The sequence below is a fragment of the Pandoraea sp. B-6 genome, assembly GCF_000282835.1.
Classification (GTDB): Bacteria; Pseudomonadota; Gammaproteobacteria; order Burkholderiales; family Burkholderiaceae; genus Pandoraea; species Pandoraea cepalis.
The window spans coordinates 1-24,601 of sequence record NZ_KB290556.1 but is presented as its reverse complement, the minus strand read 5'-3'; the positions used below and the strand labels follow the sequence as shown (position 1 = coordinate 24,601).

The window sequence follows — 24,601 nt, the reverse complement described above, 5'->3', positions numbered from 1 at the left end:
GCCCACTGGCAGGCTTTGCGCCGCTCATCGGGGTCTACGGCATTGGCGGACTCGCCGCACTCGCGGCGGCTTGGCTCGCCCGCGCAGTGCTTCCCGTCGCCGGCACGACACCACAGCCTGGGCCCGCCCGGCGGCTGGCGGCGGTCGTCGGTGTGCTGGCGCTGCTCGGCGCGGGTGCCGGGCTCGCGCGCCACGCCTGGACCACCCCGTCGGGCAAGCCGCTCACCGTTCGGCTGCTGCAAGGCAATATCGCGCAGGACATGAAATTCGAGCGCGCGGGGATCGATCATGCGATGGCCCTGTATCGCGACATGATCGTGGCCGCACCGGCGGACCTCATCATCACGCCGGAGACGGCCTTCCCCGTGTTGCTGCAAGGCATACCGCCCGATGTGGCCGGCCCGATCCGCGAATTCGCCGATCGCACTGGCTCGCACGTGGTGCTCGGGGCCGTCGGCGCCACGCTCACCGATCGCGGCCCGACGGACTTGACCAACAGCCTGTTCGGGGTCACACCGCGCGACGCGACGCTGCACCGCTACGACAAGCACCATCTCGTGCCATTCGGCGAATTCGTTCCGTGGGGCTTTCACTGGTTCGTCGACATGATGCACATCCCGCTGGGCGACTTTCTGCGCGGCACGGCCACACCGAGCGGCTTCGCGGTCGCCGACCAGCGCGTGGCGCTCGACATCTGCTACGAAGACTTGTTTGGCGAGGAAATCGCCCAGACGCTGCGCAGCATGCCCGAGCCCGCGACGGTGCTCGCCAACTCGACCAACCTCGCGTGGTTCGGCGACACCATCGCGCTCGACCAGCATCTGCAAATTGCGCGCATGCGCACGCTCGAAACGGGACGTCCGATGCTGCGGGCGACGAACACCGGCACGACGGCGATCATCGATGCCCACGGCCGCGTACAGGGCCGTCTGCCAACGATGACCACGGGCGCTCTCACGGGCAGCGTACAGCCCTACAGCGGCCTCACGCCATACGTCCGCTTCGGCAACCTGCCCGCGCTGGGGCTCGCCCTGATCGCGCTGGGCCTCGGACTGGCCATGTCGCGCCGGGCGCGCTGAGTCGAGCCGACGTCGCACCGGCGACATCGAAATGACGCGGGGGACCGTGAAAATCCCCCTGTCGGGCTACCCGAAGGGCATCGACGCCCCGTTCGGGTCGAATTCCCGCTAAAATTCAATGTTTTAGTCTTTTGGCCGCGCTCGCGGCCGGGCCAAAAGACTGCGCAAAATCCGCATTTTTTCTGTTCGTCCGCGCGAATTCATCATGCTTACCTTTCAACAAGTCATCCTGACTTTGCAGGATTACTGGGACAAGCAAGGCTGTGCGTTGCTCCAGCCTTACGACATGGAGGTCGGCGCCGGTACCTCGCACACTGCCACGTTCCTGCGCGCGATCGGCCCGGAGCCGTGGCGCGCCGCCTATGTGCAGCCGTCGCGCCGTCCCAAGGACGGCCGTTACGGTGAGAATCCGAATCGCATGCAGCACTACTACCAGTACCAGGTGGTGCTCAAGCCGGCGCCGGAGAACATTCTCGACCTGTACCTGGGTTCGCTGCGCGCACTTGGCCTCGATCTGACGGAAAACGACGTGCGCTTCGTGGAAGACGACTGGGAAAACCCCACGCTCGGCGCCTGGGGCCTGGGCTGGGAGGTGTGGCTCAACGGCATGGAAGTGACCCAGTTCACGTATTTCCAGCAAGTCGGCGGGCTGGACTGCAAGCCGGTGCTCGGCGAAATCACGTACGGGATCGAGCGTCTGGCCATGTATTTGCAACAGGTCGAGAACGTCTACGACCTCGTGTGGACCGAATGGGAAGAACAAACGGCCGAGGGCCCCGTCACGCGTCGCCTGACCTATGGCGACGTGTTCCATCAGAACGAAGTCGAACAGTCGACGTACAACTTCGAGCATTCGAATCAACCGATGCTGTTCGGTTTCTTCGATAACTATGAGAGCGAAGCCAAGCGCCTCATCGAAGCCGAGCTCGCGTTGCCCGCCTACGAAATGATTTTGAAGGCCGCCCACACGTTCAACCTGCTCGACGCGCGCGGCGCCATCTCGGTGACGGAGCGTGCCGCGTATATCGGCCGTATCCGGGCGTTGTCGCGCCTGATCGCACAGGCCTACTACGCTTCGCGCGAGAAGCTCGGCTTCCCGATGCTGAACGCCCCCGCCGCCCCAACCCAAACGCAAGCCGCATGATGAGCACCGCACAACGCACCCTGCTGGTCGAACTGCTGACCGAAGAATTGCCGCCGAAGGCGCTGGCGCGTCTGGGCGACGCGTTCGCCGACGGCATTGCCAACGGCCTGCGCTCGCGCGGCCTCACCACGGATGCGAGCGTCGTCACGCCGTACGCCACGCCGCGACGCCTGGCCGTCTCGATCTCGAACGTGCTCGAACGCGCCCCGGACGCGACCATCCGCGCCAAGGTACTGCCCGTCTCCGTCGCCCTCGACGCCGACGGCAATCCGACGCCACCGCTGGCGAAGAAGCTCGCCGCCATGGGCTTTGCCGACCTGCCGGTCGCCCGCCTGGAGCGCGCGATGGATGGCAAGGCCGAGGCGTTCTTCCACACCTACACGGCGGCGGGCGCCCAACTCGGCGACGCGCTGCAAGGGGCGCTCGACGAGACGCTCGGCAAACTGCCGATCCCGAAGGTCATGAGCTACCAGCGTCCGGACGGCGAGACGGTGCAATTCGTGCGCCCGGTGCACGGCCTGATCGCGCTGCATGGCGACACCGTCGTGCCCGCCACGGCGATTGGGCTCGCCTCGGGCAACCAGACGCTGGGACATCGCTTCCTGTCGAACGGCGACGTCGTCGTCGCGCACGCCGACGCTTACGCCTCGACCCTCGCCTCCGAAGGCAAGGTGCTTGCCGGTTTCGCGGATCGCCGCGATGCGATTCGCACACAGTTGCTTGACGCGGCGGGCAACGATCATGTGATCATGCCCGACGCACTGCTCGACGAAGTGACCGCTTTGGTCGAATGGCCGGCGGTCTACGCCTGCCACTTCGAAGAAGAATTTCTCGCGGTGCCGCAGGAATGTCTGATTCTCACGATGCAGACGAACCAGAAGTACTTCGCGCTCACCGACAAGCCGCTCGCCGAGGGCGGCCGCCTCACGAACCGTTTCCTGATCGTCTCCAACATCGCCACCGACACGCCCGAGCAGATCGTCACGGGTAACGAGCGTGTGGTGCGCCCGCGTCTCGCGGATGCGAAGTTCTTCTTCGAGCAGGACAAGAAGAAGCCGCTCGCGGACCGTGTGCCGCAGCTCGCGAACGTCGTTTATCACAACAAGCTGGGCTCGCAGTTCGAGCGTACGCAACGTCTGGTGCGACTGGCCGGTGCCATTGCGCAGATGATCCGTGGCGCGGACCAGAACGCCGTGGCGCTGGCCGAGCGCGGCGCCCTGCTGGCCAAGGCTGACCTGCTGACCGATATGGTCGGTGAGTTTCCGGAACTGCAAGGCACGATGGGCACGTATTACGCGCGGCACGACGGCGAAGCCGAAGACGTCGCGCGCGCCTGCTCGGAGCATTATCAGCCGCGCTTCGCGGGCGATGCCCTGCCCGCGAGCGACACGGGTCTCTTCGTGGCGCTGGCCGACAAGCTCGAGACGCTCGTCGGCATCTGGGGCATCGGCCTGCAACCGACCGGGGAGAAAGACCCGTTCGCGCTGCGCCGCCATGCGCTCGGGATCGCGCGTATGCTCGTCGAGCGGCGCCTGCCGGTCATGCTGTCGGATCTGCTGAACGTGACCTACCAGCAATTTACGTCGGGTGTCGCCAGCGACGCGTACCTGAACGACGTCTACCAGTTCGTGCTCGATCGCCTGCGGGGCTATCTGCGTGAGCGTGGCTACGCCGCCAACGAGATCGAGGCGGTGCTGGTTTCCCCGTCGATCTATCTGGACCTGAGCGATGTGATCGAGCGCCTGGAGGCCGTGCGTACGTTCTCGGCGCTGCCGCAAGCCGACGCGCTTGCCGCCGCGAACAAGCGTATCGGCAACATCCTCAAGAAGACGGCGCCGCCGCCCGAGGGCGTCATCGAGGCGTCGCTGCTGATCGAGCCGGCCGAGAAAGCACTTGCCGCCGCACTGGACAAGGTCACCCCCGTGGTGGATGAAAAGTTCAGGGCGCACGAGTATGCACAAGCGCTGTCGGCGTTGGCCGACCTGCGCGATGCGGTCGACGCGTTCTTCAACGACGTGATGGTGATGGCCGACGACGAGACACTGCGCAACAATCGCCTCGCCCTGCTCAGCCATCTGCATCTGAAGATGAACCTCGTGGCCGATCTCTCGAAGCTCGCCGCTTGATTGCGGCTTAATGTCCCGGAAGCCTGTTCGTCATGGATTCGCGTAAAGACCGCACCCCCGGCCCCGCCGCCCGCAAGCTCGTGATTCTCGACCGCGACGGCGTCATCAACGCCGACTCGGATCAGTTCATCAAGTCGACGGATGAGTGGGTACCGTTGCCCGGCAGTCTGGAAGCCATCGGCCGCCTGAATCAGGCCAGCTACCGGGTCGTCGTGGCGACGAACCAGTCGGGCGTGGGGCGCGGGCTGTTCGACATGGCGACGCTCGGCGCAATGCACACGAAGATGTCGAAGCTGGCCGTCGCCGCCGGTGGCCGCATCGACGCCGTGTTCTTCTGCCCGCACACCGCCGCCGACGCCTGCGACTGCCGCAAGCCGAGGCCCGGCCTGTTTCAGGAAATCGCGCGCCGCTACGAAGTCGACCTGACCGGCGTGCCGGCCGTGGGCGATTCGCTGCGCGATTTGCAGGCGGCGGCGGCGGTCGGCGCACGCCCGCATCTGGTGCTGACCGGCAAGGGCAAAAAGACGCTCGCCGCAGGTAATCTGCCCGAAGGCACGCGTGTGCATGACAGCCTGCAGGCGTTTGTGAACGACCTGCTCGCCGAAGAGGACGCCAAGAGCGCGTGAGCGGCGCGGCGCTTGCCCGCCACATTACCCAGGACGCGCGTCGGCGCGCGTAGGACAATCGCTCCGGCACCCTATTTCAGGCCAAGATCCGATGTTGCAACTTCGTTCGATTCTCTTCTTCATCTTCCAGATCGTCTGGACGATTCCGTACGCCATCGCGTGCATCGTCTCCTTCCCATTCCTCTCGCGCGTGCAACGCTACTGGGTCGCGGCAGGCTGGTGCAAGGTGGTCATCTGGGTGGGCGACAAGCTGTGTGGCATGCGCTACCGGGTCATCGGATGGGAGAATCTGCCGGATACACCCGCGGTCCTGCTGTCGAAGCATCAGTCGGCCTGGGAGACGATTGCGCTGCCGGCGCTCATGCCGCGCCCGCTGTGTTTCGTGTTCAAGCGCGAGCTGCTTTACGTGCCATTCTTCGGCTGGACGCTGGGCCTGCTCAGCATGATTCACATCAATCGCAGCAAAGGCACCGATGCGTTTCAGTCGGTCGTTGCGCAGGGTCGCGAGCGCCTGGCCCAAGGATCGTGGATCATCATGTTCCCGGAAGGCACCCGCACGAAGACGGGCTCGCGCAACAAGTACAAGTCGGGCGGCGCGCGTCTCGCAACGGCGACCGGCGCGCCTGTGGTGCCCATCGCGCACAATGCCGGACGCGTCTGGCCGCGCAACACGTTCATGAAAAAACCCGGGGAAGTGATCGTATCGATCGGGCCGGTCATCGAGACGGCGGGCCGCACGGCCGAGGCCGTCAACGCCGACGTGACCGAATGGATCGAGCGCGAGATGGTGCGTATCGACCCGAGTGCCTATACGGCAAAGCCGGTGAAGACCGCGTCCCAATCGACGGATTCCCCCGCTTCGTCGGACAAGCCCGACACCACGCCACGGACCTGACGCCATCTCCCGGAACCGTCTCATGTCGAAAGTCCAATCCGCTATGCGCGACACTCGCTCCCGGCATGAGACACCTGTTCCCCAGATGGAACTCGATCTGTTCGGCAACCCGGCGGCCGAAGCGAATGGGGTGGCCACGGACGTGCCAGCCCCTTCCGTCACACAGAGCCCCTCGGCCAGCGACACGAGCACGCGCCACGAACCCACGTCGGCGGCCCCGGGGCCGCGTCGCCTGCCCGCCGCCGGCGAGCGGGTGATCGTGCTCGACGGCCATGCCATCTACTACCGGTTCAAGCGCTCGTCACGACGCACCATCGGGTTCATGATCGACGAATCGGGACTGGCCGTCACGGCCCCGCGCTGGGTCACGCTCGCGGACGTCGAAGCCGCCGTGGTCGAGAAGAAGCGCTGGATCTTCAACAAGATCGCCGAATTTCGCGACCGCGCCGCGCGTCGTGTGATTCCGCGTGTGATCTGGGCCGACGCCACCACGCTGCCGTTCCTCGGCCACACGCTGACGATTCGGCTCGGCGCGAGCGCTCGCGCTGCACAGTACGACATCCATACGCATACGTTGTGGCTCGATTTGCCACCGCAAGCCGCGCCGGAGCAGATGCGCGACCGCGTGCAGGGCTGGCTGCAGCAGGAGGCCCGCAAACTCTTTACGACGCGGCTGGAAGTCTATGGCGAGCGGCTCGGCGTGCGTCATTCGGCGCTGGGGCTGTCATCGGCCACGACGCGATGGGGCAGTTGCAGCGCTGACGGCCGTATCCGCTTGAACTGGCGGCTGATCCACTTCCCATTGGGTGTGATCGATTACGTGGTCGCGCACGAACTGGCACATCTGAAGGAGATGAACCACGGGCCTCGTTTCTGGCAAGCCGTGGCGTCGATCTTCCCGGAGTTCGAGTCGGCACGCGACACGCTCAAGTCGCACGCGCCCGAGTGGCTACCGGAATTCTGACCGCACGGTCACGTCTGATCGTTAGCGTGGCTCAACGCTGCGTGAATGCAGCTCATTTTCATGCGCACGGGTACAATCGAGTTCTCGTTGTCCCCATCGGTTAAAAACATCATGCGAATGCTCCATACCATGCTGCGCGTCGGCGACCTGCAGCGCTCGATCGATTTCTACACGCGTGTGCTTGGCATGCAACTGCTGCGTCAGAGCGAGAACCCCGAGTACAAGTACACGTTGGCTTTTGTCGGCTATGGCGCCGAGTCGGAACACACGGTGCTTGAACTGACCTACAACTGGGGCGTGGAGAAGTACGAAATCGGCACCGCGTTCGGCCATCTGGCGATCGAAGTCGACGATGCCTACGTCGCCTGCGACACGATCCGCGCGGCCGGTGGCAAGGTCAGCCGCGAAGCCGGGCCCGTCAAGGGCGGCACCACGGTCATCGCCTTCGTCGAAGATCCGGACGGCTACAAGATCGAATTGATCCAGAAGCATTCGGCCAAGGGCGGCTTGTAAAGCCCGCCAGTCCGCGCGCCATGCGGTAACGGCCGCCCATTTGCGGCGGCCGTTACCCAGATGACACAACAGCGCGCCGGCTACCTTCGTGCAGACCGGCCCGACGCGTCAGAACTCCACCATCGCAAAGTCCTCCTTGCCCACGTCGCACAACGGGCAACGCCAGTCTTCCGGCACATCTTCCCAGCGGGTTCCGAGGGCAATGCCGTCGTCCGGACAGCCGAGCGCTTCGTCGTAAATCCAGCCACAGATCACACAGACCCATTGGCGGTAGGCCGGCGCCGTGTCGCCGGACACGACGCGCACAGCACCGTCGTCCTGCGTCGTTTCGGTCTTCTGCGGTGCCGCCGGATCCAACAGGGGGAACACGAGCGGCGATTCGGTGCCCGAGGCAACGGGTTCTGGCCGGCTCAGATGCGATTGCAGTGCGGCGAGCAATGCTTGCGCCTCGTCGCGAGTGAGATCGATCCAGTACGGATCGCCAGCCCCGTCGTTGAGTCGTGACGGGGAGAACTGAAGTTCGACGGCGGAGCCTTTCTTGTACATGCGCAATAGTGCGGAAAATGACGGCGGAGGCAGGCACCATGGCCCGCGCGGAGCATTGTATCGCCGCGGCTATGTGCAATAAACCCGTGAAACAGGGAAACATAGTGTCGCGAGACGAAACAATGCCTCCCGGATTACCCCTGTTGCCTGCACCAGAATGCTGCCCGGGCGACCGGGATCGGAGACAATGAGCCACACAGCGTGTCGGGCTCACGATACGTCGCCATCCGAACCAACTCCATGAAAACCACTCCGCGTCCGATCGATGCCGCCGCGCTTGCCATCATGTTTGGCCTATGTGCGGTTTGGGGCGGCCAGCAGGTCGCCGTCAAACTGGCCGTGCCGGTCGTGCCTCCCGTGCTGCAAGCCGGCCTGCGCTCGCTGATCGCGACCGTGCTGGTCGGCGGCTGGATGCTGTGGCGCCGTCAGAAGCTCTTCACCGGCGACGGCACCTTGCCGGCGGGCCTCCTCGCGGGCTTGCTCTTCTCGCTGGAATTCCTCTGCATCTTCGTCGGCCTGACGCACACGACGGCCTCGCGCATGGCCGTCTTCCTGTACTCGGCTCCCTGCTTTACCGCCATGGGCCTTCACTGGACGGTGCCGAGCGAACGGCTGCGGCCGATGCAATGGCTCGGCATGGCCGTCGCCTTCTGCGGCATCGTGGTCGCGTTCTCGGACGGCAGCGGTTCGGACCTCGCGAAAACGTGGCCCGGCGACCTGCTCGGCCTCCTCGCCGGCGTGTTCTGGGGAATGACGACGGTGATCGTCCGGGCATCACGCCTGGCGAGCGCCGCGCCGTCGAAGACGCTGCTTTACCAACTCGCCGTCTCGGCTGTGTTGCTGTGCGCACTGGCACTGGGGACAGGCAGTGTGCACGTCGGCCCGATGACGGCCACGACATGGGTCAGCCTCGCCTACCAGTCCATTGGCGTGGCGTTTGCCAGCTACCTGATCTGGTTCGGGATGCTGACGCGCTACAGCGCCGCCCGCCTCGCGTCGTTCTCGTTCCTGAGCCCGCTCTTCGGCGTGACGTTCGGCGTGCTGGTGCTGGGTGAATCGGTCGGCTGGCGCTTTGCGGGCGCCGTCGTGCTGGTGTTCGCCGGCATCAGCCTGGTGAACCGGCGCCGCTGATCGCGCGCGCAAGCATCACGTATTCGTCGACCGGAACGTCCTCGGCGCGACGGGTGAGATCGAATCCCAGCGCATCGAAATCGACACGATCGCGGTAACTGTGCAGCGTGTTGCGCAGCATCTTGCGGCGCTGCGAGAACGCCTGCGCCACCACCGCACCGAACACGTCCAGATCGACCTGCGGCAGATCGGCCACGGCACGCGGAATCATCCGCACCACGGCCGAGTCGACCTTCGGCGGCGGATTGAACGCCTGCGGTGGTACGTCGAGCACCTTGTCCATCCAGTAGCGATACTGAAGCATGACCGAGAGCCGGCTATAGTTGCTCGACCCCGCGGGCGCGACCATGCGCTCGACGACTTCGTCCTGCAGCATGAAATGCTGATCGCGCACGAGCGCGGCGTAGCGCATCAGATGGAAAAGCAGCGGACTGGAGATGTTGTACGGCAAGTTGCCGACGATGCGCAGCGGGGCTTCGTCGCGTCGATCTGCCGGAACAAGCGATCCAAAGTCGAAGTCGAGCGCGTCGCCCGCGTGCACGCTTACGCGCTCACCGAACTTGCGCGTAAGGCGTGCAACCAGGTCGCGGTCGAGTTCGACCACATGCAAATGCGCGAGCCACTCTGTGAGCGGCGTCGTCAGCGCACCCAGCCCCGGCCCGATCTCGACCATCAGGTCGTCGGTGCGCGGCGAGATCGCGCCTACGATCGCGTCGATCACGCCCATGTCGACGAGAAAATTCTGACCAAAACGTTTGCGCGCCACGTGGCCCTGTTGGACGCCCGTGCGCTTCGATGCGCTACTCATGTGAAATTCCTTATGAACGCGGTTTTGCGGCGTGCGGATCGCCGCTCGCGCCTGCGGTCAATGATGCGTGTGTCGCGGCATTGGCTGCCATGGTGGCGGCCGTACGCAAGGCTTCAAGCAGGCTGCCGCTCTCGGCTTGCCCGGTGCCTGCGAGATCGAGGGCCGTGCCGTGATCGACCGACGTGCGGATGATCGGCAGGCCTAGCGTGATGTTCACGCCGGCGCCGAAGCTCGCGTACTTGAGCACCGGCAGTCCCTGGTCGTGGTACATCGCGAGAACCGCATCGGCCCCTTCGAGGTGGCGTGGCTGGAAGAGTGTATCGGCCGGATACGGGCCGCGGGCGTCGATGCCGGCGGCGCGCGCGTCGTCGAGGGCCGGTGTAATGACGTCGATTTCCTCGCGGCCGAGGTAACCCGATTCCCCCGCGTGCGGGTTGAGACCGGTGACGAGAATGCGCGGACGCGTCACGCCGAAATGACGCATCAGATCCTGATTGAGGATGATGAGCGTTTGCAGCAGATCGTCGCGACGAATCGCACCCGGCACTTGCGCGAGCGGCAGATGCGTCGTCGCCAGCGCCACGCGCAGTCCACCGCCGGCCAGCATCATCACGACACGTGGCGTGCCAGTGCGCTCGGCCAAGTACTCGGTGTGGCCGGTGAAGGCCACGCCGCAATCGTTGATCGTGCTCTTCTGTAGCGGTGCCGTGACAATGGCGTCATAGGTGCCGGCCAGCGCACCATCGATGGCATCGTCGAGCAGGGCCAGCACGTAACGACCGTTGGCGGCATCGAGCTTCCCTGGCTGTGCCGTGACGGCGAGCGGATGGTGGACGACACGCACGCGAGCAGCGGCCAGCAATGCCTGCCAGGCGTCGCCGAGCCCCACGGCCTGCGCACGTGCCGCGAGCAGCGACGCATCGCCGAGCACGGCGAACTGGCAACGGAGAAGGGGGGCGTCGACGCTGACGTCGGTGGCACCTTCCGTGGGCGACAGGCACTTCACCAGTGCCTGTACCGTCAGCTCCGGCCCGACGCCCGCCGGTTCACCCGTGGTGATGGCGAGGACGAAGGACCGGTCGGAAGTCATGCCTGGGACGAGAGAGAGAAGAGAGGGGGACTGAAATGTCTCACACGCCGCTTACTGTTGCGCGCTATTGAGACGATAGTCGACATAAGCACTGTCACGCAGTTGCTGCAACCAGTCGCGGTACTGCTGCTCGGCCTTGCGGCCACGCAGTTCCTGCATGGCGACATTGCGCTCCTGATCGCCCGAGACCTGCGTCTCGCGATGACCCAGCACTTGAATCAGGTGATAGCCATACTCCGAGCGCACCGGGTCGCTGATCTGACCGTCCTTGAGTTCGGACATGGCGCGCTCGAATGCCGGTACGGTCTCGCCCGGCGAGATCCAGCCGAGATCACCGCCCTGCGATGCCGAACCGTCCGCCGAGAACTGTCGCGCGAAGTCGGCGAAATCGCCCTTGCCCGCTTCGATCTTGGCCTTGATGTCGAGCAGCTTTTGACGCGCCTGCGCTTCCGACACACCATCGCCCACCCGGATCAGGATGTGACGCGCGTGGATCTGCGGCACGGTCATGCCTTGCTCACCGCCCTGCTTGCGGGTCTCGACCAGCTTGATGACGTGGAAGCCGTTGTTGCTGCGAAGCACCTGCGGAACCACCGTCCCTGGCTGCAGCTTCTGAATCTGGCTCAGGTACAGATCGGGAATGCGTTCGGGAATGCGAAAGCCCATGTCGCCGCCGCTCGCGGCATCGGAGGCGTCCGAATACTGCTTGGCAAGCGCTGCGAAATCTCCGCCGGCTTTCGCCTTGTCCAGTGCTTCGTCCGCCTTCTTCTGCGCCGCACTGACCTGATCGGGCGAAGCGCCCTCGGGCACCTTCACGAGGATTTCGCTCAGGCGGTACTCGGTTTCGGACGGCGTCGCCGTGGCACCGCGCTGTGCGGCGAGGAAGGTGTTGACTTCCGAATCGCTGACTTGCACCTGGCTGTCGACTTCGCGATCGCGCAGGCGTGCCATCACGATCTGTTCGCGCACTTCCTTGCGGAAGGCGTCCCATGGCACACCGGCCTGCGACAGCCTCGCCTTGTACTGATCGATGCTCAGATGGTTGTCGGCGGCGATGCGTTGCAGGGCCTGCTCGACGTCGGCGTCCTTCACGACGATGCCGTCTTCCTTCGCGCGCTGAAGCTGCACTTGCGTGACGATCAATTGCTCGAGCACCTGGCGCTGCAGCAGATCGGCGTCCGGAATCGGCCGCTTGGCGAGCACTAGCTGGTGCTTGGCCTCCTCGATACGCGCGTCGAGTTCCTTCCGGGTGATCACGCTGTCGTTGACCACGGCCACGATGGAATCGACCGCGCGCACGGACGATGCAGGCGTCCCCGCGACACGGCTACCGACCGGCGCCGGCTGGGCCACCGCCACCCCGGCGGCGAGACACAGGCTCGCCAGCAGCGAGGCACGCTTCACAAACATGTCATTCATAGTTGCTGAATCGAGAAGGAATCTGGTTCGTCGGCGGCGCCTGATAACCCGGCACCCCGACCTTGAAGGCTTCTGTGGCGCTGTTGCCGGACTTCGTCAAGCCTTTTAACTCCAACTGCGCGAAGATACGCGAAGTTGTCGTGGTGGCATTGGTCGCATAGCGCTGGAGCCCCACCCGGAAGGCCCAGCAGTCGGCATCATACTCGAAACCCGCCAGGGCATCGATGAAGGTCTTGTCGGTAATGCTGTAGTTCAGGCGCCCCACAACGCCCAGCCGCGGTGTGATCGGCCACTGACCGGAAAGTTCGACCTGATTGATCGGTGTGACGGTCAATGCGGTCTGTCCCACGACCGGCACAGGGTTTCGCAGGTAGCGGTAATACACGTTGAACACCCGTCGCTCCCCCGGGCGCCATGTCACGCCGACATCCGAGCGGTTGAACTGCGACGTGCTCGGGCTGTATTGCACGGCGGTGCTGAACGTGATGTTTCGGTAAAGCAATGCCGAACCTCCGACCAGGAAGTCGGAAATGCCAGCGTCTTCCGGCGTGCCGCCCGGCATCGTCACGAGCGAGCGTGTGAAGTTGTAGCGCTGCGCGTACCAGACACGGCCTCGTTCCACCCCCGACTCCGCATCGATCAGGCGCGAGGTCAGTGCCGCCGTCACGCGATTGGCATCCTGAATCCGGTCGACGCCGATGAACGAGTTCTCGCTGAAGATTTCCGCCAGGTTGAAGTCGGAAACCGCGCTGTCGAAAATCGGAATGGAACTCTGATTTCGATACGGCGTGTAGACATAGAACAGGCGCGGTTCCAACGTCTGCCGCATCGCCGACCCGAACAGGTTCAGCGGGCGCTCGAACGTCAGTCCGGTATCGAGGCTGACCGTCGGCACCGTGCGCGTGATCGACGACTGCATCGTCGAGTCGCTTGCATAATCGATGTTGTACGCGGCCGCGTTGAAGATGACCTTCGGCACGATAAAGTAGCCAGGGGTCAGGATCGGGTAGCTCAACGTCGGCTGCGCATAAAGGCGCTCGCCATTCGGCTGCCCCGTCGACGACGCAATCTGGAACCGGTTGTACTTGATCGGCATCGTGAAATCGAAGCCGTGGAAGTCAAGCTTGTTGTAGGTCGCCGACAGTTCCGGCACCGACTCGTACTGCGGCGCGGTCGGCGCGAGCGTCTGATACTTCAACACTCGGGCGAGGAACGACCAATTGCCGTACTTCCACGTCAACCCGGCTTCGCGATTGTAGACACGCTGCACACCGGTCTGGAAGTTGGTGCCGGCACCGAAATCGTCGGGATAGGTGTCGTCCGAAACCTTCGTGAAGTTGACGTAGCCGTTCACGCCATAGCCGAGCGACTGACTATGCTGCCATGTGAACGTGTAACGGGCGTCCCCCGTAATTCGGTCCTTCGGCAGGTATTCGAAATGGAACAACCCTGCGTACGTCGGCTCGAGGTAGCGGAAGTCGCCGTTGAGCATCACGCCGCGCTTGGTCATGAAGCGGGGTGTGAGCGTCAGGTCACGGTTCGGCGCGATATTGAAATAATACGGCGTCGCCAGTTCGAAGCCCGTGCGGCTCGACTGAGTGAAGGTCGGTGCCAGGAAACCCGAGCGGCGCTCGTTCGACGTCGGGAACGACAAATACGGGCTGGCCAGGATCGGCACGCCCTGGAAGAACAGGATGCCGTTGTACGCCGTGCCTTCCTGCTGTTCCTGATCGAACTCGAACTCGGACGCCTTGATGTACCAGGCCGGCGTCTTGCCGTCGTCCGTGCATGCGCAGGCGGAATACGTGCCACGCTGCAGGGTCACCACGTTGCTCGCCTCGACGTCCGCGCGCTCCGACTTTCCGCCTCCGCCCGTCACGAGCTTGTAGGTCGGCGTCAGCATATAGCCGTCGCCCGCACCGGTGTACATATGCGCCTCGGGGCCGAGGAACAGATTGCCCCCTTGCGACAGGCGCGCATTGCCACGCGCCACGACCTCGTCAGAGTCCTGATCGTACGTGAGGCGATCGCCCTTCACGAACGAACGGTACTTGCGCGCCTCGGCGTCGCCATCGACGGTCGCATCCACGTTGGTCCGGCCGGTGAGGTGCATGCCGCGCACATACATCGGCACGTCGTCTCCGGCGCCCAACGCGTTGTCGACGAGCGCCGGCACCGTGCGCAACACCAATCCGTCGCTCTTGGCAATATCGGGAGGGGGGGCTTCCTGCGCACCGGCGAGCGAACACCACACGCCCGGCAGGGAGAGCAGGAGTGCCAGTGGCTTTCGGCGCGCGCGCATCAGGCGCCGCAGCGAAGAAACATCATTCGTATGGACTTGTTTATCCGGCATGTACGCAAACAGCGTGACAATCGAGGCGCCGCTTGCAGGCAGCCAATCCCGCATGTCTGCACGGCGTTGCCGGGACATTCGGGACGGTCGATCGAGGTCGAGAAACAGGGCGTCTGGAAAACATGATCGGGTATTATATGGCAAGACGTTTACGACCCCCATCATGACCGCACATCCCGCCGCCTCCGCGAGTGTTTCCGACGCTTCCCACGCGCTCTCCAACGCCACCGATTCTCGCCTGCAAGCCCTCGGCCACTGGCTCGCCAGCATCGCCGAACCGTTCGCGCTGGACATGGCGCAGTGGGCGCCGGCCTCCGCGGACGCCAGTTTCCGGCGCTACTTCCGTATCGGCAGTCACGATTCTGCGCATCCGAGCCTGATCGTGATGGACGCGCCACCGCCGCAGGAGGATTGCCGTCCGTTCGTGCACGTCGCCCAATTGCTCGCCGACGCGGGCCTGCAGGCTCCGAAGGTGCTCGCCGAAGATCTCGCGCAGGGTTTCCTGCTGCTCACGGACCTCGGGCGCGAGACGTATCTCGACGTCATCACCGAGGACAATGCCCGCCCGCTCATGCGCGCCGCGCTCGATGCGCTGATCGTCTGGCAGATGCAGTCCCGCCCGGACGTGCTGCCCGCCTACGACACGGCGCTGCTCCAGCGCGAACTCGATCTGTTCCCGGACTGGTACGTTGGCAAGCACCTGAAGGTAACGCTGAGCGCGGACCAACGGGCGACGCTCGACAGCATCAATCAGTTGCTCATCGACAGTGCGCTCGCGCAACCCAAGGTGTTCGTGCACCGCGATTACATGCCGCGCAATCTGATGCCGGGCCTGCCGGGCACCACGGGCCCCGGCATTCTCGACTTCCAGGACGCCGTCTACGGACCGCTCACGTACGACGTGATCTCGCTGATGCGCGACGCCTTCCTCAGCTGGGACGAGGAACGTCAGCTCGACTGGCTGGCGTATTACTGGGAACGCGCCCGCAAGGCCGGCCTGCCGGTCGACGCCGACTTCGGCGAGTTTTACCGTCAGGCGGAATGGATGGGGCTGCAGCGTCATCTGAAGGTGCTCGGTATTTTCGCGCGCATCAACTATCGTGACGGCAAGCCGCGCTATCTGGCCGACACGCCGCGCTTCCTCGGCTACGCGCGCAAGGTCGCCGACCGCTACGCGCCGCTCCGCCCGCTCGCCCAGTTGCTCGACGCACTGACCGGCCAGCGCACGGATGTCGGCTACACGTTCTGAGGCGCACCGCATGACCGCAATGAAGGCGATGATCTTCGCGGCCGGGCGCGGCGAGCGCATGCGCCCGCTCACCGACGCCACGCCCAAGCCACTGCTCGGTGTCGGCGGCAAGCCGATCATCGTCTGGCAGATTGAAGCGCTGGCGCGCGCGGGGTTCACAGACATCGTCATCAATCACGCCTGGCTGGGCGCGCAGATCGAAGCCGCGCTCGGCGACGGCCGCGCATTTGGCGTTCGGCTTGCCTACTCGGCCGAGCGCGAAGCCCTGGAAACCGCCGGCGGAATCGCCTGCGCACGCCCGTTGCTCGAAGGCGCCGGCGACGTGTTCCTGGCGATCGCGGGCGATATTTTCACCTCGTTCGACTATGCGGCGTTGCGCCCTCATGCGGCACGCATGGCCGCGCAGCCTGCGCCCGGCATGCACCTGGTGATGGTGCCGAACCCGCCGTTTCATCCGAAAGGCGACTTCGCCCTCGACCCCGCTGGCCAACTGCATCTCCCCGAGGCCGCCCCGCCCACGGCGCAGGCGCTGACGTTCGGCAGCATCGCGCTGTACGACCTCCGGCTCTTTGCCGACATCGCCTCGGGCACGCGCATGGCGCTCACGCCGCTGTACCAGCGCTCGATCGCCGCCGGGCGTGTTAGTGGCGAGCGCTTCGATGGCCTGTGGGAAAACGTTGGCACCCCGGCACAACTCGCTGCGTTGAACGCCGACGTGCGGGCCCGGCACGACGGCGCCCCCGGCAGTAGAATCGCCTGACGACGTTTTCAATCGACCGAACCGACCGAAATGGAGCCCGCGATGACTAATTCCCCGTACCGCGCCCGCCGCGAGCGCGTCATCGAACTGATGCGCAAGGCCGGTGGCGGTGTCGCCGTTCTGCCGACCGCGCCCGAAGTGCCGCGCAACCGCGACAGCGACTATCCCTATCGTCACGACAGCTATTTCTATTACCTGTCCGGCTTCACGGAGCCCGATGCGGTCGTGGTGCTCGACAGCCGCACGGGTCATTCCGTCCTGTTCTGCCGCGCGAAGAACGAAGAACGCGAGATCTGGGACGGCTATCGCTACGGCCCGGAAGCCGCGCGCGAGACCTTCGGCTTCGACGCCGCCTACCCCATCGACGAGATCGATACGCGCGTGCCGCAACTGCTGGCCGACGCGCCGGCGCTGTTCTATGCGCTCGGCGCTTCGGCGCAGCAGGATCGTCAGGTCCGTCAGTGGCTAAACGCCGTGCGGGCACAAGGACGCACGGGCGTGTCGGCACCGTCTGCCGCGCGCGATATCCGCGCGATCCTCGACGAGATGCGTCTGGTCAAGGACCCGGTTGAAATCGACATCATGGCGCGTGCAGGCAAGATTTCGGCAGAAGCCCATGTGCGTGCGATGAAGGCATCGCGCCCGGGGCTGCGTGAATATCATCTCGAAGCCGAGCTGCTATACGAATTCCGCCGCAACGGCTCGCAATTCCCCGCTTACGGTTCGATCGTCGCCACCGGCGCCAATGCGACGGTGCTGCACTATCGCGCCGGCGACGCCAAGCTGCGCGACGGCGATCTGTGCCTGATCGACGCCGCTTGCGAACTCGATGGCTACGCGTCGGACATCACGCGCACGTTCCCGGTCAACGGCAAGTTCACTGCGGCACAGCGCGAGCTGTATGACATCGTGCTCGCCTCGCAACAGGCGGCTATCGACGCAACGCGCGCGGGCGTGCGCTTCGACGCGCCCCACGATGCCGCCGTGCGCGTGCTCGCCCAAGGCATGCTCGACACGGGTCTGCTCAAACACGATGCGGTGGGCGGCCTCGACGACGTAATCGCCAACAAGTCGTTCAGCCGCTTCTACATGCACCGCACGGGGCACTGGATCGGCATGGACGTCCACGATTGCGGCGAGTACCGCGAGGAGGGTCCGAACGGCGAACGTCCGTGGCGCACGCTGGTCCCGAACATGGTGACGACCATCGAGCCGGGCATCTACGTGCGTCCCGCGCCGGACATCGACGAGCGCTACTGGAACATCGGCATTCGCATCGAGGACGATGCGGTCGTGACCGCCGACGGCTGCACACTGCTCACGCGCGACGTGCCGGTCGATGCCGACGAGATCGAAGCGCTGATGCGTGGCTGATGACTGACGCTCAGGTTCCCGCTGGTTCCACACACGCCGCCTACGCGGCGGACGACGCGCACGCGCGACGGTTTGATCTGGCGATCGTCGGCGCCGGCCCGGTCGGCACGGCACTCGCGCTTCTGCTCGCGCAGCGCGCGCCGCAGCTACGGATCGCGCTGGTCGACGCGCGCGGCGCGCAGGCCGGGTACGACGACCCGCGCACGCTCGCGCTCTCGCATGGCAGCCGCGAAATTCTCTCGCGCGCCGGCGCCTGGCCGCACAACGCGGCCGGGCTCGACAGCACACCGATTCAACATATTCACGTCTCGCAAGCGCGCCGCTTCGGCAGCACGGAAATTGATTATCTCGATCACGGCGTCCCCGCACTCGGTTACGTGGTGCGATACGGCGCCCTGATGCGCGCACTGGACTCCGCCATGTCGCGCGTTCCCGGGCGCGTCGAACACGCGCCGCCGCCAGCGTCCGCCTCGCCGGAGGGGTCCAACGCGTTGCCCGCACCGGATCGACCGGGTCTGCATCACTTCCGCCCGTACCGGGCCATCGCCCTGAGCCAGGACGCACAGCAGGTCACCATGACCCTCGGCACGTCCGTCGACGATCGCGCGCAAACGCTGCACGCCGCGCTCGCCGTCAATGCGGAAGGGGGGCTGTTCGAGCGTCAGATGGCGCGCCCTCATGCGCGCGACTACGGCCAGACGGCCCTCGTCGGGTTCGTCACCTGCGAGCGTCCACGCATCGGATGGGCATGGGAGCGCTTCACGACGGACGGCCCGCTGGCCCTGCTGCCGCAGGAAAACGGCTACGCGTTGGTATGGTGCTGCCCGCACGCCGAGGCGAAGCGTCGGCGCGAACTGGGCGATGCCCAGTTCCTGAGCGAGCTGCACGCCGCCTTCGGCGACCGCATGGGCCGGTTCACCTCGATTGTCGGCCGTGCAGGTTTCCCGCTGGGCCTCAACGCGCTCGGCCACGTCGTCGACGGCCGGATCGCCGCCATCGGCAACGCCGCGCAAACGCTCCACCCGGTGGCGGGACAAGGGCTGAACCTCGGCCTGCGCGACGCCTTCGACCTGGCCGACGCCCTCGTTCGCGACATTCGCGGCGGCACGCCGCACCCCGGCGTGCCGAGCCCCACGGCGCTGACCGCCTTCGCCCGCCGGCGCCGCGCCGACCGGGGTCTCACGATCCGCATCACCGACCTGTTGCCTCGCGCCTTCGGCATCGACGCGGCCCCGGTCGCCCTGCTGCGCAGTGTGGCCCTCGCGAGCCTCGACCTTGTCCCGCCGCTCAAAACGGCCTTCGCCCGCCAGATGATGTTCGGCCAGCGCGGCTGAGTGTCTGGCTTGCCCGGCGCAACGATCGGACCGCCTGCTCATTTTTTAGGCGACGAGAATGGGTTTTCGCAGTAAAATGCCAACTTTTTCCTGCCTTTTCCCTTCATCGTGCATATCGGCCCCCACGAACTTCGCAATAACCTGTTCGTCGCCCCCATGGCGGGTGTGACGGATCGGCCGTTCCGCCAGTTGTGCAAGCGACTCGGTGCGGGCTATGCCGTCTCGGAGATGGTGGCCTCGAACGCCCAGCTGTGGAAGAGCGAGAAGACGATGCGCCGCGCCAATCACGCGGGTGAAGTCGCGCCGATCTCGGTGCAGATCGCAGGTGCCGACCCGGCCATGATGGCCGAGGCCGCCCGCTACAACGTGGAGCGCGGCGCCCAGATCATCGACATCAACATGGGCTGCCCGGCCAAGAAGGTGTGCAACGTCGCCGCCGGATCGGCCCTGCTGCAAAACGAACCGCTCGTCGCCCGCATCGTGTCCGCCGTCGTCGGCGCCGTGGGCGATGTGGTGCCGGTCACGCTGAAGATTCGCACGGGCTGGGATCGCGAACACAAGAACGCCCTCACGGTCGCCCGTATCGCCGAAGACTGCGGCATCAGCATGCTCACGGTGCACGGTCGCACGCGCGCCGACCTCTACCACGGCGACGCAGAGTACGAAACCATCGCCGCCGTCAAGGCCGCGGCCCGCATTCCGGTGGTCGCCAACGGCGATATCGACTCGGCGCAAAAGGCCAGACATGTGCTGGACGTCACGGGCGCGGACGCCATCATGATCGGCCGCGCCGCCCAAGGGCGTCCGTGGTTGTTCCGCGACATCGAGCTGTTTCTCACGACGGGCGAGATCGCCTTGCCGCCGCGCGTCGACGAGATCCAGCAAATCATGAACGAACACCTTGAGGATCATTACGAGTTTTACGGGGAATACACCGGTGTGCGGACCGCGCGCAAGCATATCGCGTGGTATTCGCGTGGCCTGCCGGGGGCAGCCACGTTCCGCCAGCGTATGAATACGCTCGACACCACGCAGGACCAGTTGGCTGCGGTCAACGAGTTTTTCGAACAGCAGAAGGCGCACTCGGACCGTCTCTGCTATGAACAAGAATCGCCGAGGGAGCTATTAGCCGCATGAGCAAAACAAACATAGAACAATGCGTGCGCGACAGTCTGGATTCGTATTTCCGCGATCTGGATGGCGCACGACCACACGATGTCTACGATATGGTCGTCTCGGTCGTCGAGAAGCCGCTGCTCGAGTTCGTGCTCGGCAAGGCCGACGGCAACCAGTCGCTCGCTGCAGAATACCTGGGGATCAACCGCAACACGCTGCGCAAGAAGTTGCAGCAGCACGGCCTGCTCTAGCCGTTGCGCGCGAACGGGAGGCCGTCTAGACCCACGCGCCGCCCGTCAGCCCCATCGCGGGGCGCGCCTGCGTCGACGACGACGCATGGTGCCCGCCCTATTTGCCCACATCGCCCGTTTTTGCCGCTTCACTACTGTCCGTCATGATCAAGCAAGCTCTCATTTCCGTCTCCGACAAGACCGGCATCGTCGACTTCGCCAAGTCGCTCGCTGCGCAGGGCGTGTCGCTCCTCTCCACTGGCGGCACCGCCAAGTTGCTGGCTGACGCCGGCCTCAAGGTGACCGAAGTGGCCGACTACACCGGCTTCCCGGAAATGCTCGACGGGCGCGTGAAGACGCTGCATCCGAAGGTTCACGGCGGCATTCTGGCCCGCCGCGACCTGCCCGAGCACATGGCCGCGCTCGCGAAGCACGACATTCCGACGATCGACCTGCTCGTGGTGAACCTGTACCCGTTCGTGCAGACCATCGCGCGCGATGACTGCTCGCTCGAAGACGCCATCGAGAACATCGACATCGGCGGCCCGACGATGCTGCGCTCGGCCGCGAAGAACCATCGCGACGTCACCGTGATCGTCGATCCCACCGACTACGCCGTGGTGCTCGACGAAATGAAGGCGAACGGCAACACGGTCGGCTACGCCACGAACTTCCGTCTGGCCACGAAGGTGTTCGCTCACACGGCCCAGTACGACGGCGCGATCACGAACTACCTCACGAGCCTGGGCGAGTCGTTGCGTCACACCGAGCGCTCCGCCTACCCGGCCACGCTGAATCTCGCGTACACGAAGGTGCAGGACATGCGCTACGGCGAGAACCCGCATCAGAGCGCCGCGTTCTATCGCGACATCGTCACGCCGGAAGGCTCGCTGGCGAACTATCGCCAGCTCCAGGGCAAGGAACTGTCGTACAACAACATCGCCGACGCCGATGCCGCGTGGGAATGCGTGAAGACGTTCGACGCGCCTGCCTGCGTCATCATCAAGCACGCCAATCCTTGCGGCGTGGCCGTGGCCGCATCGCCGGTCGACGCCTATGCCAAGGCGTTCCAGACCGACCCGACGTCGGCCTTCGGCGGCATCATCGCGTTCAACCGGGAAGTCGACGAAGCCGCCGCGCAAGCCGTCGCCAAGCAGTTCGTGGAAGTGCTGCTCGCGCCGTCGTTCACCGACGCCGCCAAGCAAGTCTTTGCGGCCAAGCAGAACGTGCGTCTTCTCGAAGTGCCGCTCGGCAACGGCGTGAATCAGTACGATTTCAAGCGTGTGGGCGGTGGCCTGCTGGTGCAGTCGCCGGATGCGAAGAACGTGGCCCCGCATGAACTGCGCGTGGTGACGAAGCGTCATCCGACGCCGAAGGAAATGGAAGACCTGCTCTTCGCCTGGCGCGTGGCCAAGTACGTCAAGTCGAACGCCATCGTGTTCTGCGCCGGCGGTATGACGCTGGGCGTGGGCGCCGGTCAGATGAGCCGTGTCGACTCGGCGCGCATCGCCAGCATCAAGGCCCAGAACGCCGGCCTGTCGCTGAGCGGCTCCGCCGTGGCCTCGGACGCCTTCTTCCCGTTCCGTGACGGCCTCGACGTGGTCGTCGACGCAGGCGCGACCTGCGTGATTCACCCGGGCGGCTCGATGCGCGACGACGAAGTCATCGCCGCGGCCGACGAGCGCAACGTCGCCATGCTGATGACGGGCACGCGTCACTTCCGTCACTAAGCCCTCGCCGCGATGGCCCTCGCCGGGTCATCGACAGGCGATATGAGAGGACACCCAGGATCCCCCGGGTGTCCTTTTTTTCTCTGCCTCAGAAGTAGTGCGCGAGACCCACGGCCACGCCGACTTGATTGCTACCCGGCAGGATGCTTGCGCCATAGCCGGTCACCCCCAGATTGGAGCCGTTCTGATTGCGCGAGAAACCGACTTCCGCGAACAGTTGTGTGCGCTTGGAAAGCAGATACGCCGCATTGGCCGCCAGCAAAAACGGATGTTGATTGGCCGACGTGATGTTGTTGTAGTAGATCGCCCCCGAGAGAATCACTTCGGTCACGGGCCGGTACTGCAACCCGGCGAAGATCAGTTCATTGCGGCCCGCGACGCCGGGCACGTCGCTCAGATACCACTGATATCCCACGAACGGCTTGAAGTTACCGACGGCATAGCTCGCCCCCGCCGCCACCCGCTGCGTGGTATTGCCCTGCGTCATGACCGACGTGCCACGTTGCTGGTCGTACACCAGCGAGACATTGAGCGGACCGTTTCCGTACCCGACCGACACGCTGTACTCCTTGCCCACGCGCCACTGCCCCGGCACCTGCGCACCATTGGCAATGCTGGCGTCGTAACCCGTCGAGAACAGGCCCGCGACCTTGATGCCATTGAAGTTGCCGGCGTACTTGATCGAGTTGTCGGCCTTGCCAACGAACTGAGCATCGAGTGCGGGCAGCGAATAGCTGTAGTACGAAAGCGGATCGAGTTCGAGGAACGCATCGTAAATCAGGTTCTTCTGTCGGCCGAAAGTCAGTGCCCCCCATTGATTCTGCAAACCCACATACGCCTGGCGGCCAAACATGCGTCCGCCCTGCTGGAGCTGTCCAGAGTCGAGATTGAACCCTGCTTCGAGCTGCATGATCGCCTTGAGCCCGCCGCCCAGCTCTTCCGCCCCCTTGAAGCCGAAGCGATTCGCTGCCTGAGATCCGTTGCTCACGCGAAAGAGTGACGCCTTGCTGCCGTTCGCGCCAGCGGCTGCGTTACTGAGGTATTCCAGACTGTTGTCCAGAATGCCGTAGATCTGCAGCCCATCCGCTTTGGCACAGCCCGCCGCAAGCGTCAACACCATTGCCAACCAAACCTTGTGTTTCATGACATTCCCCATTTTTTATATTGGACTACGAATTACAAGCGCCTCATGCAATACGCGTTCGACATTCCCGACTTCCCTGCAAGTGACCGACCGAGACGGCATTTGAGACGCCGTTGCGCAGCCCGGTGATCTCCGCCAGAATCGCCAGCGCGATTTCCGGCGGCGTGCGCGCCCCGAGCGGCAGGCCGACCGGCCCGTGCAGGCGGTCGATCTGCGCGGCGTTCAGATCGAACATCGCCAGACGCTCGCGACGCGACGCCTGATTGCGGCGCGAGCCGATCGCACCGACGTAGAACGCGTCGGACTTGAGCGCTTCGAGCAGCGCCATATCGTCGAGCTTCGGATCGTGCGTGAGCGCGACAATCGCCGTATGGCCGTCGGGATGCAAACGCGCGATCAGGTCGTCCGGCATCTCCCGCGAATGCGAGACATGGGCGCCGCCCATCGCGTCTCGCGTCACCTCGTGGATATCGCGGGGATCGCAGACGACGACCCGATAACCCAGCGGCACCGCCATCGTCACCAGATGCTGCGTCAGTTGCCCGTCGCCGATCACGATGATTCGCCAGCGCGGGCCGAACGGCACCGTCAGGCGCGTCGTCGAATAGTCGAACGCTGCCGGCTGCGTAACGTTGCGCACACGCGCCACCCCCGTGCACAGATCCAGCTCACGCACCCCGAGTCGACCGTGGCCGATGGCCTCGCGCATGGCGTCGAGCCCGCTGCGCGGGGTCACGCGCTCGACGACCAGTTCGAGCGTGCCGCCGCACGGCAAGCCGAAGCGGTGCGCCTCATCGGCGTTAAGGCCGTACGTCTGCACGTGAGGTCGCAAGCCCGGCCGGAAACCACGGGCGACCTTCGCGAGCAGGTCGTCCTCGATGCAACCGCCGGAGACCGACCCGGCGACGCGCCCGCGCGTGGCGAGCGCCATCATCGCGCCGACGGGACGCGGCGCCGAGCCCCATGTCCG

The 24,601-nt window shown here is 65.0% G+C and carries 22 protein-coding genes; 15 read left to right on the top strand and 7 right to left on the bottom strand.

Annotated elements, in window-relative coordinates:
- The 7 genes from lnt to gloA all read left to right on the top strand — a co-directional run.
- Window positions 1-1,079, top strand: a 1,079-nt coding sequence (lnt, locus tag A985_RS26425) for an apolipoprotein N-acyltransferase (protein ID WP_017235212.1), incomplete at its 5' end; no start/stop codon positions are given.
- 205 nt (window positions 1,080-1,284) lie between these two features.
- On the top strand, window positions 1,285-2,223 hold the full coding sequence (gene glyQ, locus A985_RS0120320) for a glycine--tRNA ligase subunit alpha (protein ID WP_017235211.1): 939 nt from the start codon (window positions 1,285-1,287) through the stop codon (window positions 2,221-2,223).
- Window positions 2,220-4,349 (top strand): glycine--tRNA ligase subunit beta, encoded by a 2,130-nt coding sequence (gene glyS, locus A985_RS0120315; RefSeq protein ID WP_017235210.1) that lies wholly within the window; start codon window positions 2,220-2,222, stop codon window positions 4,347-4,349. The genes glyQ and glyS overlap by 4 nt, the downstream gene beginning before the upstream one ends.
- A 32-nt stretch (window positions 4,350-4,381) precedes the next feature.
- Window positions 4,382-4,975 (top strand): D-glycero-beta-D-manno-heptose 1,7-bisphosphate 7-phosphatase, encoded by a 594-nt coding sequence (gene gmhB / locus A985_RS0120310; protein WP_017235209.1) that lies wholly within the window; start codon window positions 4,382-4,384, stop codon window positions 4,973-4,975.
- A 91-nt stretch (window positions 4,976-5,066) separates the two neighbouring features.
- Entirely contained in the window at window positions 5,067-5,870 is an 804-nt protein-coding gene (locus tag A985_RS0120305; protein WP_017235208.1) for a 1-acyl-sn-glycerol-3-phosphate acyltransferase, read from the top strand.
- A gap of 85 nt (window positions 5,871-5,955) precedes the next feature.
- A complete protein-coding gene (locus A985_RS0120300) occupies window positions 5,956-6,834 on the top strand; it encodes a M48 family metallopeptidase (RefSeq protein WP_017235207.1) in 879 nt (292 codons plus the stop codon).
- Window positions 6,835-6,945: 111 nt separating this feature from the next.
- Complete coding sequence (gene gloA, locus A985_RS0120295) at window positions 6,946-7,347, top strand: lactoylglutathione lyase (RefSeq protein ID WP_026132205.1); 402 nt, start codon at window positions 6,946-6,948, stop codon at window positions 7,345-7,347.
- Between the two features lie 108 nt (window positions 7,348-7,455).
- Here the strand turns inward: gloA and A985_RS29735 are convergent, their stop codons facing one another.
- Window positions 7,456-7,893, bottom strand: coding sequence for a rubredoxin (locus tag A985_RS29735; protein ID WP_017235205.1), 438 nt, complete (start codon window positions 7,891-7,893; stop codon window positions 7,456-7,458).
- Between the two features lie 240 nt (window positions 7,894-8,133).
- Between A985_RS29735 and A985_RS0120285 the strand changes: the two genes are divergently transcribed.
- Window positions 8,134-9,024 carry a DMT family transporter gene (locus A985_RS0120285; RefSeq protein ID WP_017235204.1) on the top strand — a complete coding sequence of 297 codons (891 nt, stop codon included), beginning with the start codon at window positions 8,134-8,136 and terminating at the stop codon, window positions 9,022-9,024.
- Here A985_RS0120285 and rsmA read toward each other — a convergent pair.
- From rsmA to A985_RS0120265, 4 genes are read right to left on the bottom strand one after another with little or no spacing between them, the layout of a single operon-like run.
- Window positions 8,999-9,832 (bottom strand): 16S rRNA (adenine(1518)-N(6)/adenine(1519)-N(6))-dimethyltransferase RsmA, encoded by an 834-nt coding sequence (gene rsmA, locus A985_RS0120280; RefSeq protein WP_017235203.1) that lies wholly within the window; start codon window positions 9,830-9,832, stop codon window positions 8,999-9,001. The genes A985_RS0120285 and rsmA overlap by 26 nt on opposite strands.
- Window positions 9,833-9,842: 10 nt before the next feature.
- Entirely contained in the window at window positions 9,843-10,922 is a 1,080-nt protein-coding gene (pdxA, locus tag A985_RS0120275) for a 4-hydroxythreonine-4-phosphate dehydrogenase PdxA (protein ID WP_017235202.1), read from the bottom strand.
- A gap of 51 nt (window positions 10,923-10,973) precedes the next feature.
- Window positions 10,974-12,341, bottom strand: a complete 1,368-nt coding sequence (locus A985_RS0120270) for a peptidylprolyl isomerase (protein ID WP_017235201.1) — start codon at window positions 12,339-12,341, stop codon at window positions 10,974-10,976.
- Window positions 12,334-14,643: an LPS-assembly protein LptD gene (locus A985_RS0120265; protein WP_157211535.1), complete on the bottom strand. Its 2,310-nt coding sequence runs from the start codon at window positions 14,641-14,643 to the stop codon at window positions 12,334-12,336. Before A985_RS0120265 ends, A985_RS0120270 begins: the two co-directional genes overlap by 8 nt.
- A 214-nt stretch (window positions 14,644-14,857) precedes the next feature.
- Here A985_RS0120265 and A985_RS0120260 point away from each other — a divergent pair, with 214 nt between their 5' ends.
- The 7 genes from A985_RS0120260 (at window position 14,858) to purH (ending at window position 22,487) form a co-directional block, all read left to right on the top strand.
- The gene (locus A985_RS0120260; RefSeq protein ID WP_017235199.1) at window positions 14,858-15,943 is read left to right on the top strand and encodes an aminoglycoside phosphotransferase family protein; all 1,086 of its coding nucleotides are present in this window, start codon (window positions 14,858-14,860) and stop codon (window positions 15,941-15,943) included.
- A 19-nt stretch (window positions 15,944-15,962) separates the two neighbouring features.
- Complete coding sequence (murU, locus tag A985_RS28740; RefSeq protein WP_039830606.1) at window positions 15,963-16,703, top strand: N-acetylmuramate alpha-1-phosphate uridylyltransferase MurU; 741 nt, start codon at window positions 15,963-15,965, stop codon at window positions 16,701-16,703.
- Window positions 16,704-16,733: 30 nt separating this feature from the next.
- A complete protein-coding gene (locus tag A985_RS28735) occupies window positions 16,734-18,077 on the top strand; it encodes an aminopeptidase P N-terminal domain-containing protein (RefSeq protein WP_039830603.1) in 1,344 nt (447 codons plus the stop codon).
- On the top strand, window positions 18,077-19,411 hold the full coding sequence (locus tag A985_RS0120245; RefSeq protein WP_017235196.1) for a UbiH/UbiF/VisC/COQ6 family ubiquinone biosynthesis hydroxylase: 1,335 nt from the start codon (window positions 18,077-18,079) through the stop codon (window positions 19,409-19,411). The genes A985_RS28735 and A985_RS0120245 overlap by 1 nt, the downstream gene beginning before the upstream one ends.
- A gap of 108 nt (window positions 19,412-19,519) precedes the next feature.
- Window positions 19,520-20,548, top strand: a complete 1,029-nt coding sequence (dusB, locus tag A985_RS0120240) for a tRNA dihydrouridine synthase DusB (protein WP_026132199.1) — start codon at window positions 19,520-19,522, stop codon at window positions 20,546-20,548.
- Window positions 20,545-20,778 carry a Fis family transcriptional regulator gene (locus tag A985_RS0120235; protein ID WP_010803993.1) on the top strand — a complete coding sequence of 78 codons (234 nt, stop codon included), beginning with the start codon at window positions 20,545-20,547 and terminating at the stop codon, window positions 20,776-20,778. The genes dusB and A985_RS0120235 overlap by 4 nt, the downstream gene beginning before the upstream one ends.
- A 143-nt stretch (window positions 20,779-20,921) precedes the next feature.
- Window positions 20,922-22,487 (top strand): bifunctional phosphoribosylaminoimidazolecarboxamide formyltransferase/IMP cyclohydrolase, encoded by a 1,566-nt coding sequence (gene purH / locus A985_RS0120230; protein ID WP_017235194.1) that lies wholly within the window; start codon window positions 20,922-20,924, stop codon window positions 22,485-22,487.
- Window positions 22,488-22,575: 88 nt separating this feature from the next.
- On the opposite strand, the gene A985_RS0120225 is transcribed toward purH, so the two are convergent.
- Window positions 22,576-23,631 carry a porin gene (locus tag A985_RS0120225; protein ID WP_026132198.1) on the bottom strand — a complete coding sequence of 352 codons (1,056 nt, stop codon included), beginning with the start codon at window positions 23,629-23,631 and terminating at the stop codon, window positions 22,576-22,578.
- A gap of 43 nt (window positions 23,632-23,674) precedes the next feature.
- On the bottom strand, window positions 23,675-24,601 hold a 927-nt coding region (locus A985_RS26420; protein WP_017235192.1), incomplete at its 5' end, for an XdhC family protein.

Coding starts and splice junctions, on each gene's coding strand:
- glyQ (WP_017235211.1), top strand. CDS start 1,285: ATGCTTACCTTTCAACAAGTCATCCTGACTTTGCAGGATTACTGGGAC.
- glyS (WP_017235210.1), top strand. CDS start 2,220: ATGATGAGCACCGCACAACGCACCCTGCTGGTCGAACTGCTGACCGAA.
- gmhB (WP_017235209.1), top strand. CDS start 4,382: ATGGATTCGCGTAAAGACCGCACCCCCGGCCCCGCCGCCCGCAAGCTC.
- A985_RS0120305 (WP_017235208.1), top strand. CDS start 5,067: ATGTTGCAACTTCGTTCGATTCTCTTCTTCATCTTCCAGATCGTCTGG.
- A985_RS0120300 (WP_017235207.1), top strand. CDS start 5,956: ATGGAACTCGATCTGTTCGGCAACCCGGCGGCCGAAGCGAATGGGGTG.
- gloA (WP_026132205.1), top strand. CDS start 6,946: ATGCGAATGCTCCATACCATGCTGCGCGTCGGCGACCTGCAGCGCTCG.
- A985_RS29735 (WP_017235205.1), bottom strand. CDS start 7,893: ATGTACAAGAAAGGCTCCGCCGTCGAACTTCAGTTCTCCCCGTCACGA.
- A985_RS0120285 (WP_017235204.1), top strand. CDS start 8,134: ATGAAAACCACTCCGCGTCCGATCGATGCCGCCGCGCTTGCCATCATG.
- rsmA (WP_017235203.1), bottom strand. CDS start 9,832: ATGAGTAGCGCATCGAAGCGCACGGGCGTCCAACAGGGCCACGTGGCG.
- pdxA (WP_017235202.1), bottom strand. CDS start 10,922: ATGACTTCCGACCGGTCCTTCGTCCTCGCCATCACCACGGGTGAACCG.
- A985_RS0120270 (WP_017235201.1), bottom strand. CDS start 12,341: ATGAATGACATGTTTGTGAAGCGTGCCTCGCTGCTGGCGAGCCTGTGT.
- A985_RS0120265 (WP_157211535.1), bottom strand. CDS start 14,643: ATGCGCGCGCGCCGAAAGCCACTGGCACTCCTGCTCTCCCTGCCGGGC.
- A985_RS0120260 (WP_017235199.1), top strand. CDS start 14,858: ATGACCGCACATCCCGCCGCCTCCGCGAGTGTTTCCGACGCTTCCCAC.
- murU (WP_039830606.1), top strand. CDS start 15,963: ATGAAGGCGATGATCTTCGCGGCCGGGCGCGGCGAGCGCATGCGCCCG.
- A985_RS28735 (WP_039830603.1), top strand. CDS start 16,734: ATGGAGCCCGCGATGACTAATTCCCCGTACCGCGCCCGCCGCGAGCGC.
- A985_RS0120245 (WP_017235196.1), top strand. CDS start 18,077: ATGACTGACGCTCAGGTTCCCGCTGGTTCCACACACGCCGCCTACGCG.
- A985_RS0120235 (WP_010803993.1), top strand. CDS start 20,545: ATGAGCAAAACAAACATAGAACAATGCGTGCGCGACAGTCTGGATTCG.
- purH (WP_017235194.1), top strand. CDS start 20,922: ATGATCAAGCAAGCTCTCATTTCCGTCTCCGACAAGACCGGCATCGTC.
- A985_RS0120225 (WP_026132198.1), bottom strand. CDS start 23,631: ATGAAACACAAGGTTTGGTTGGCAATGGTGTTGACGCTTGCGGCGGGC.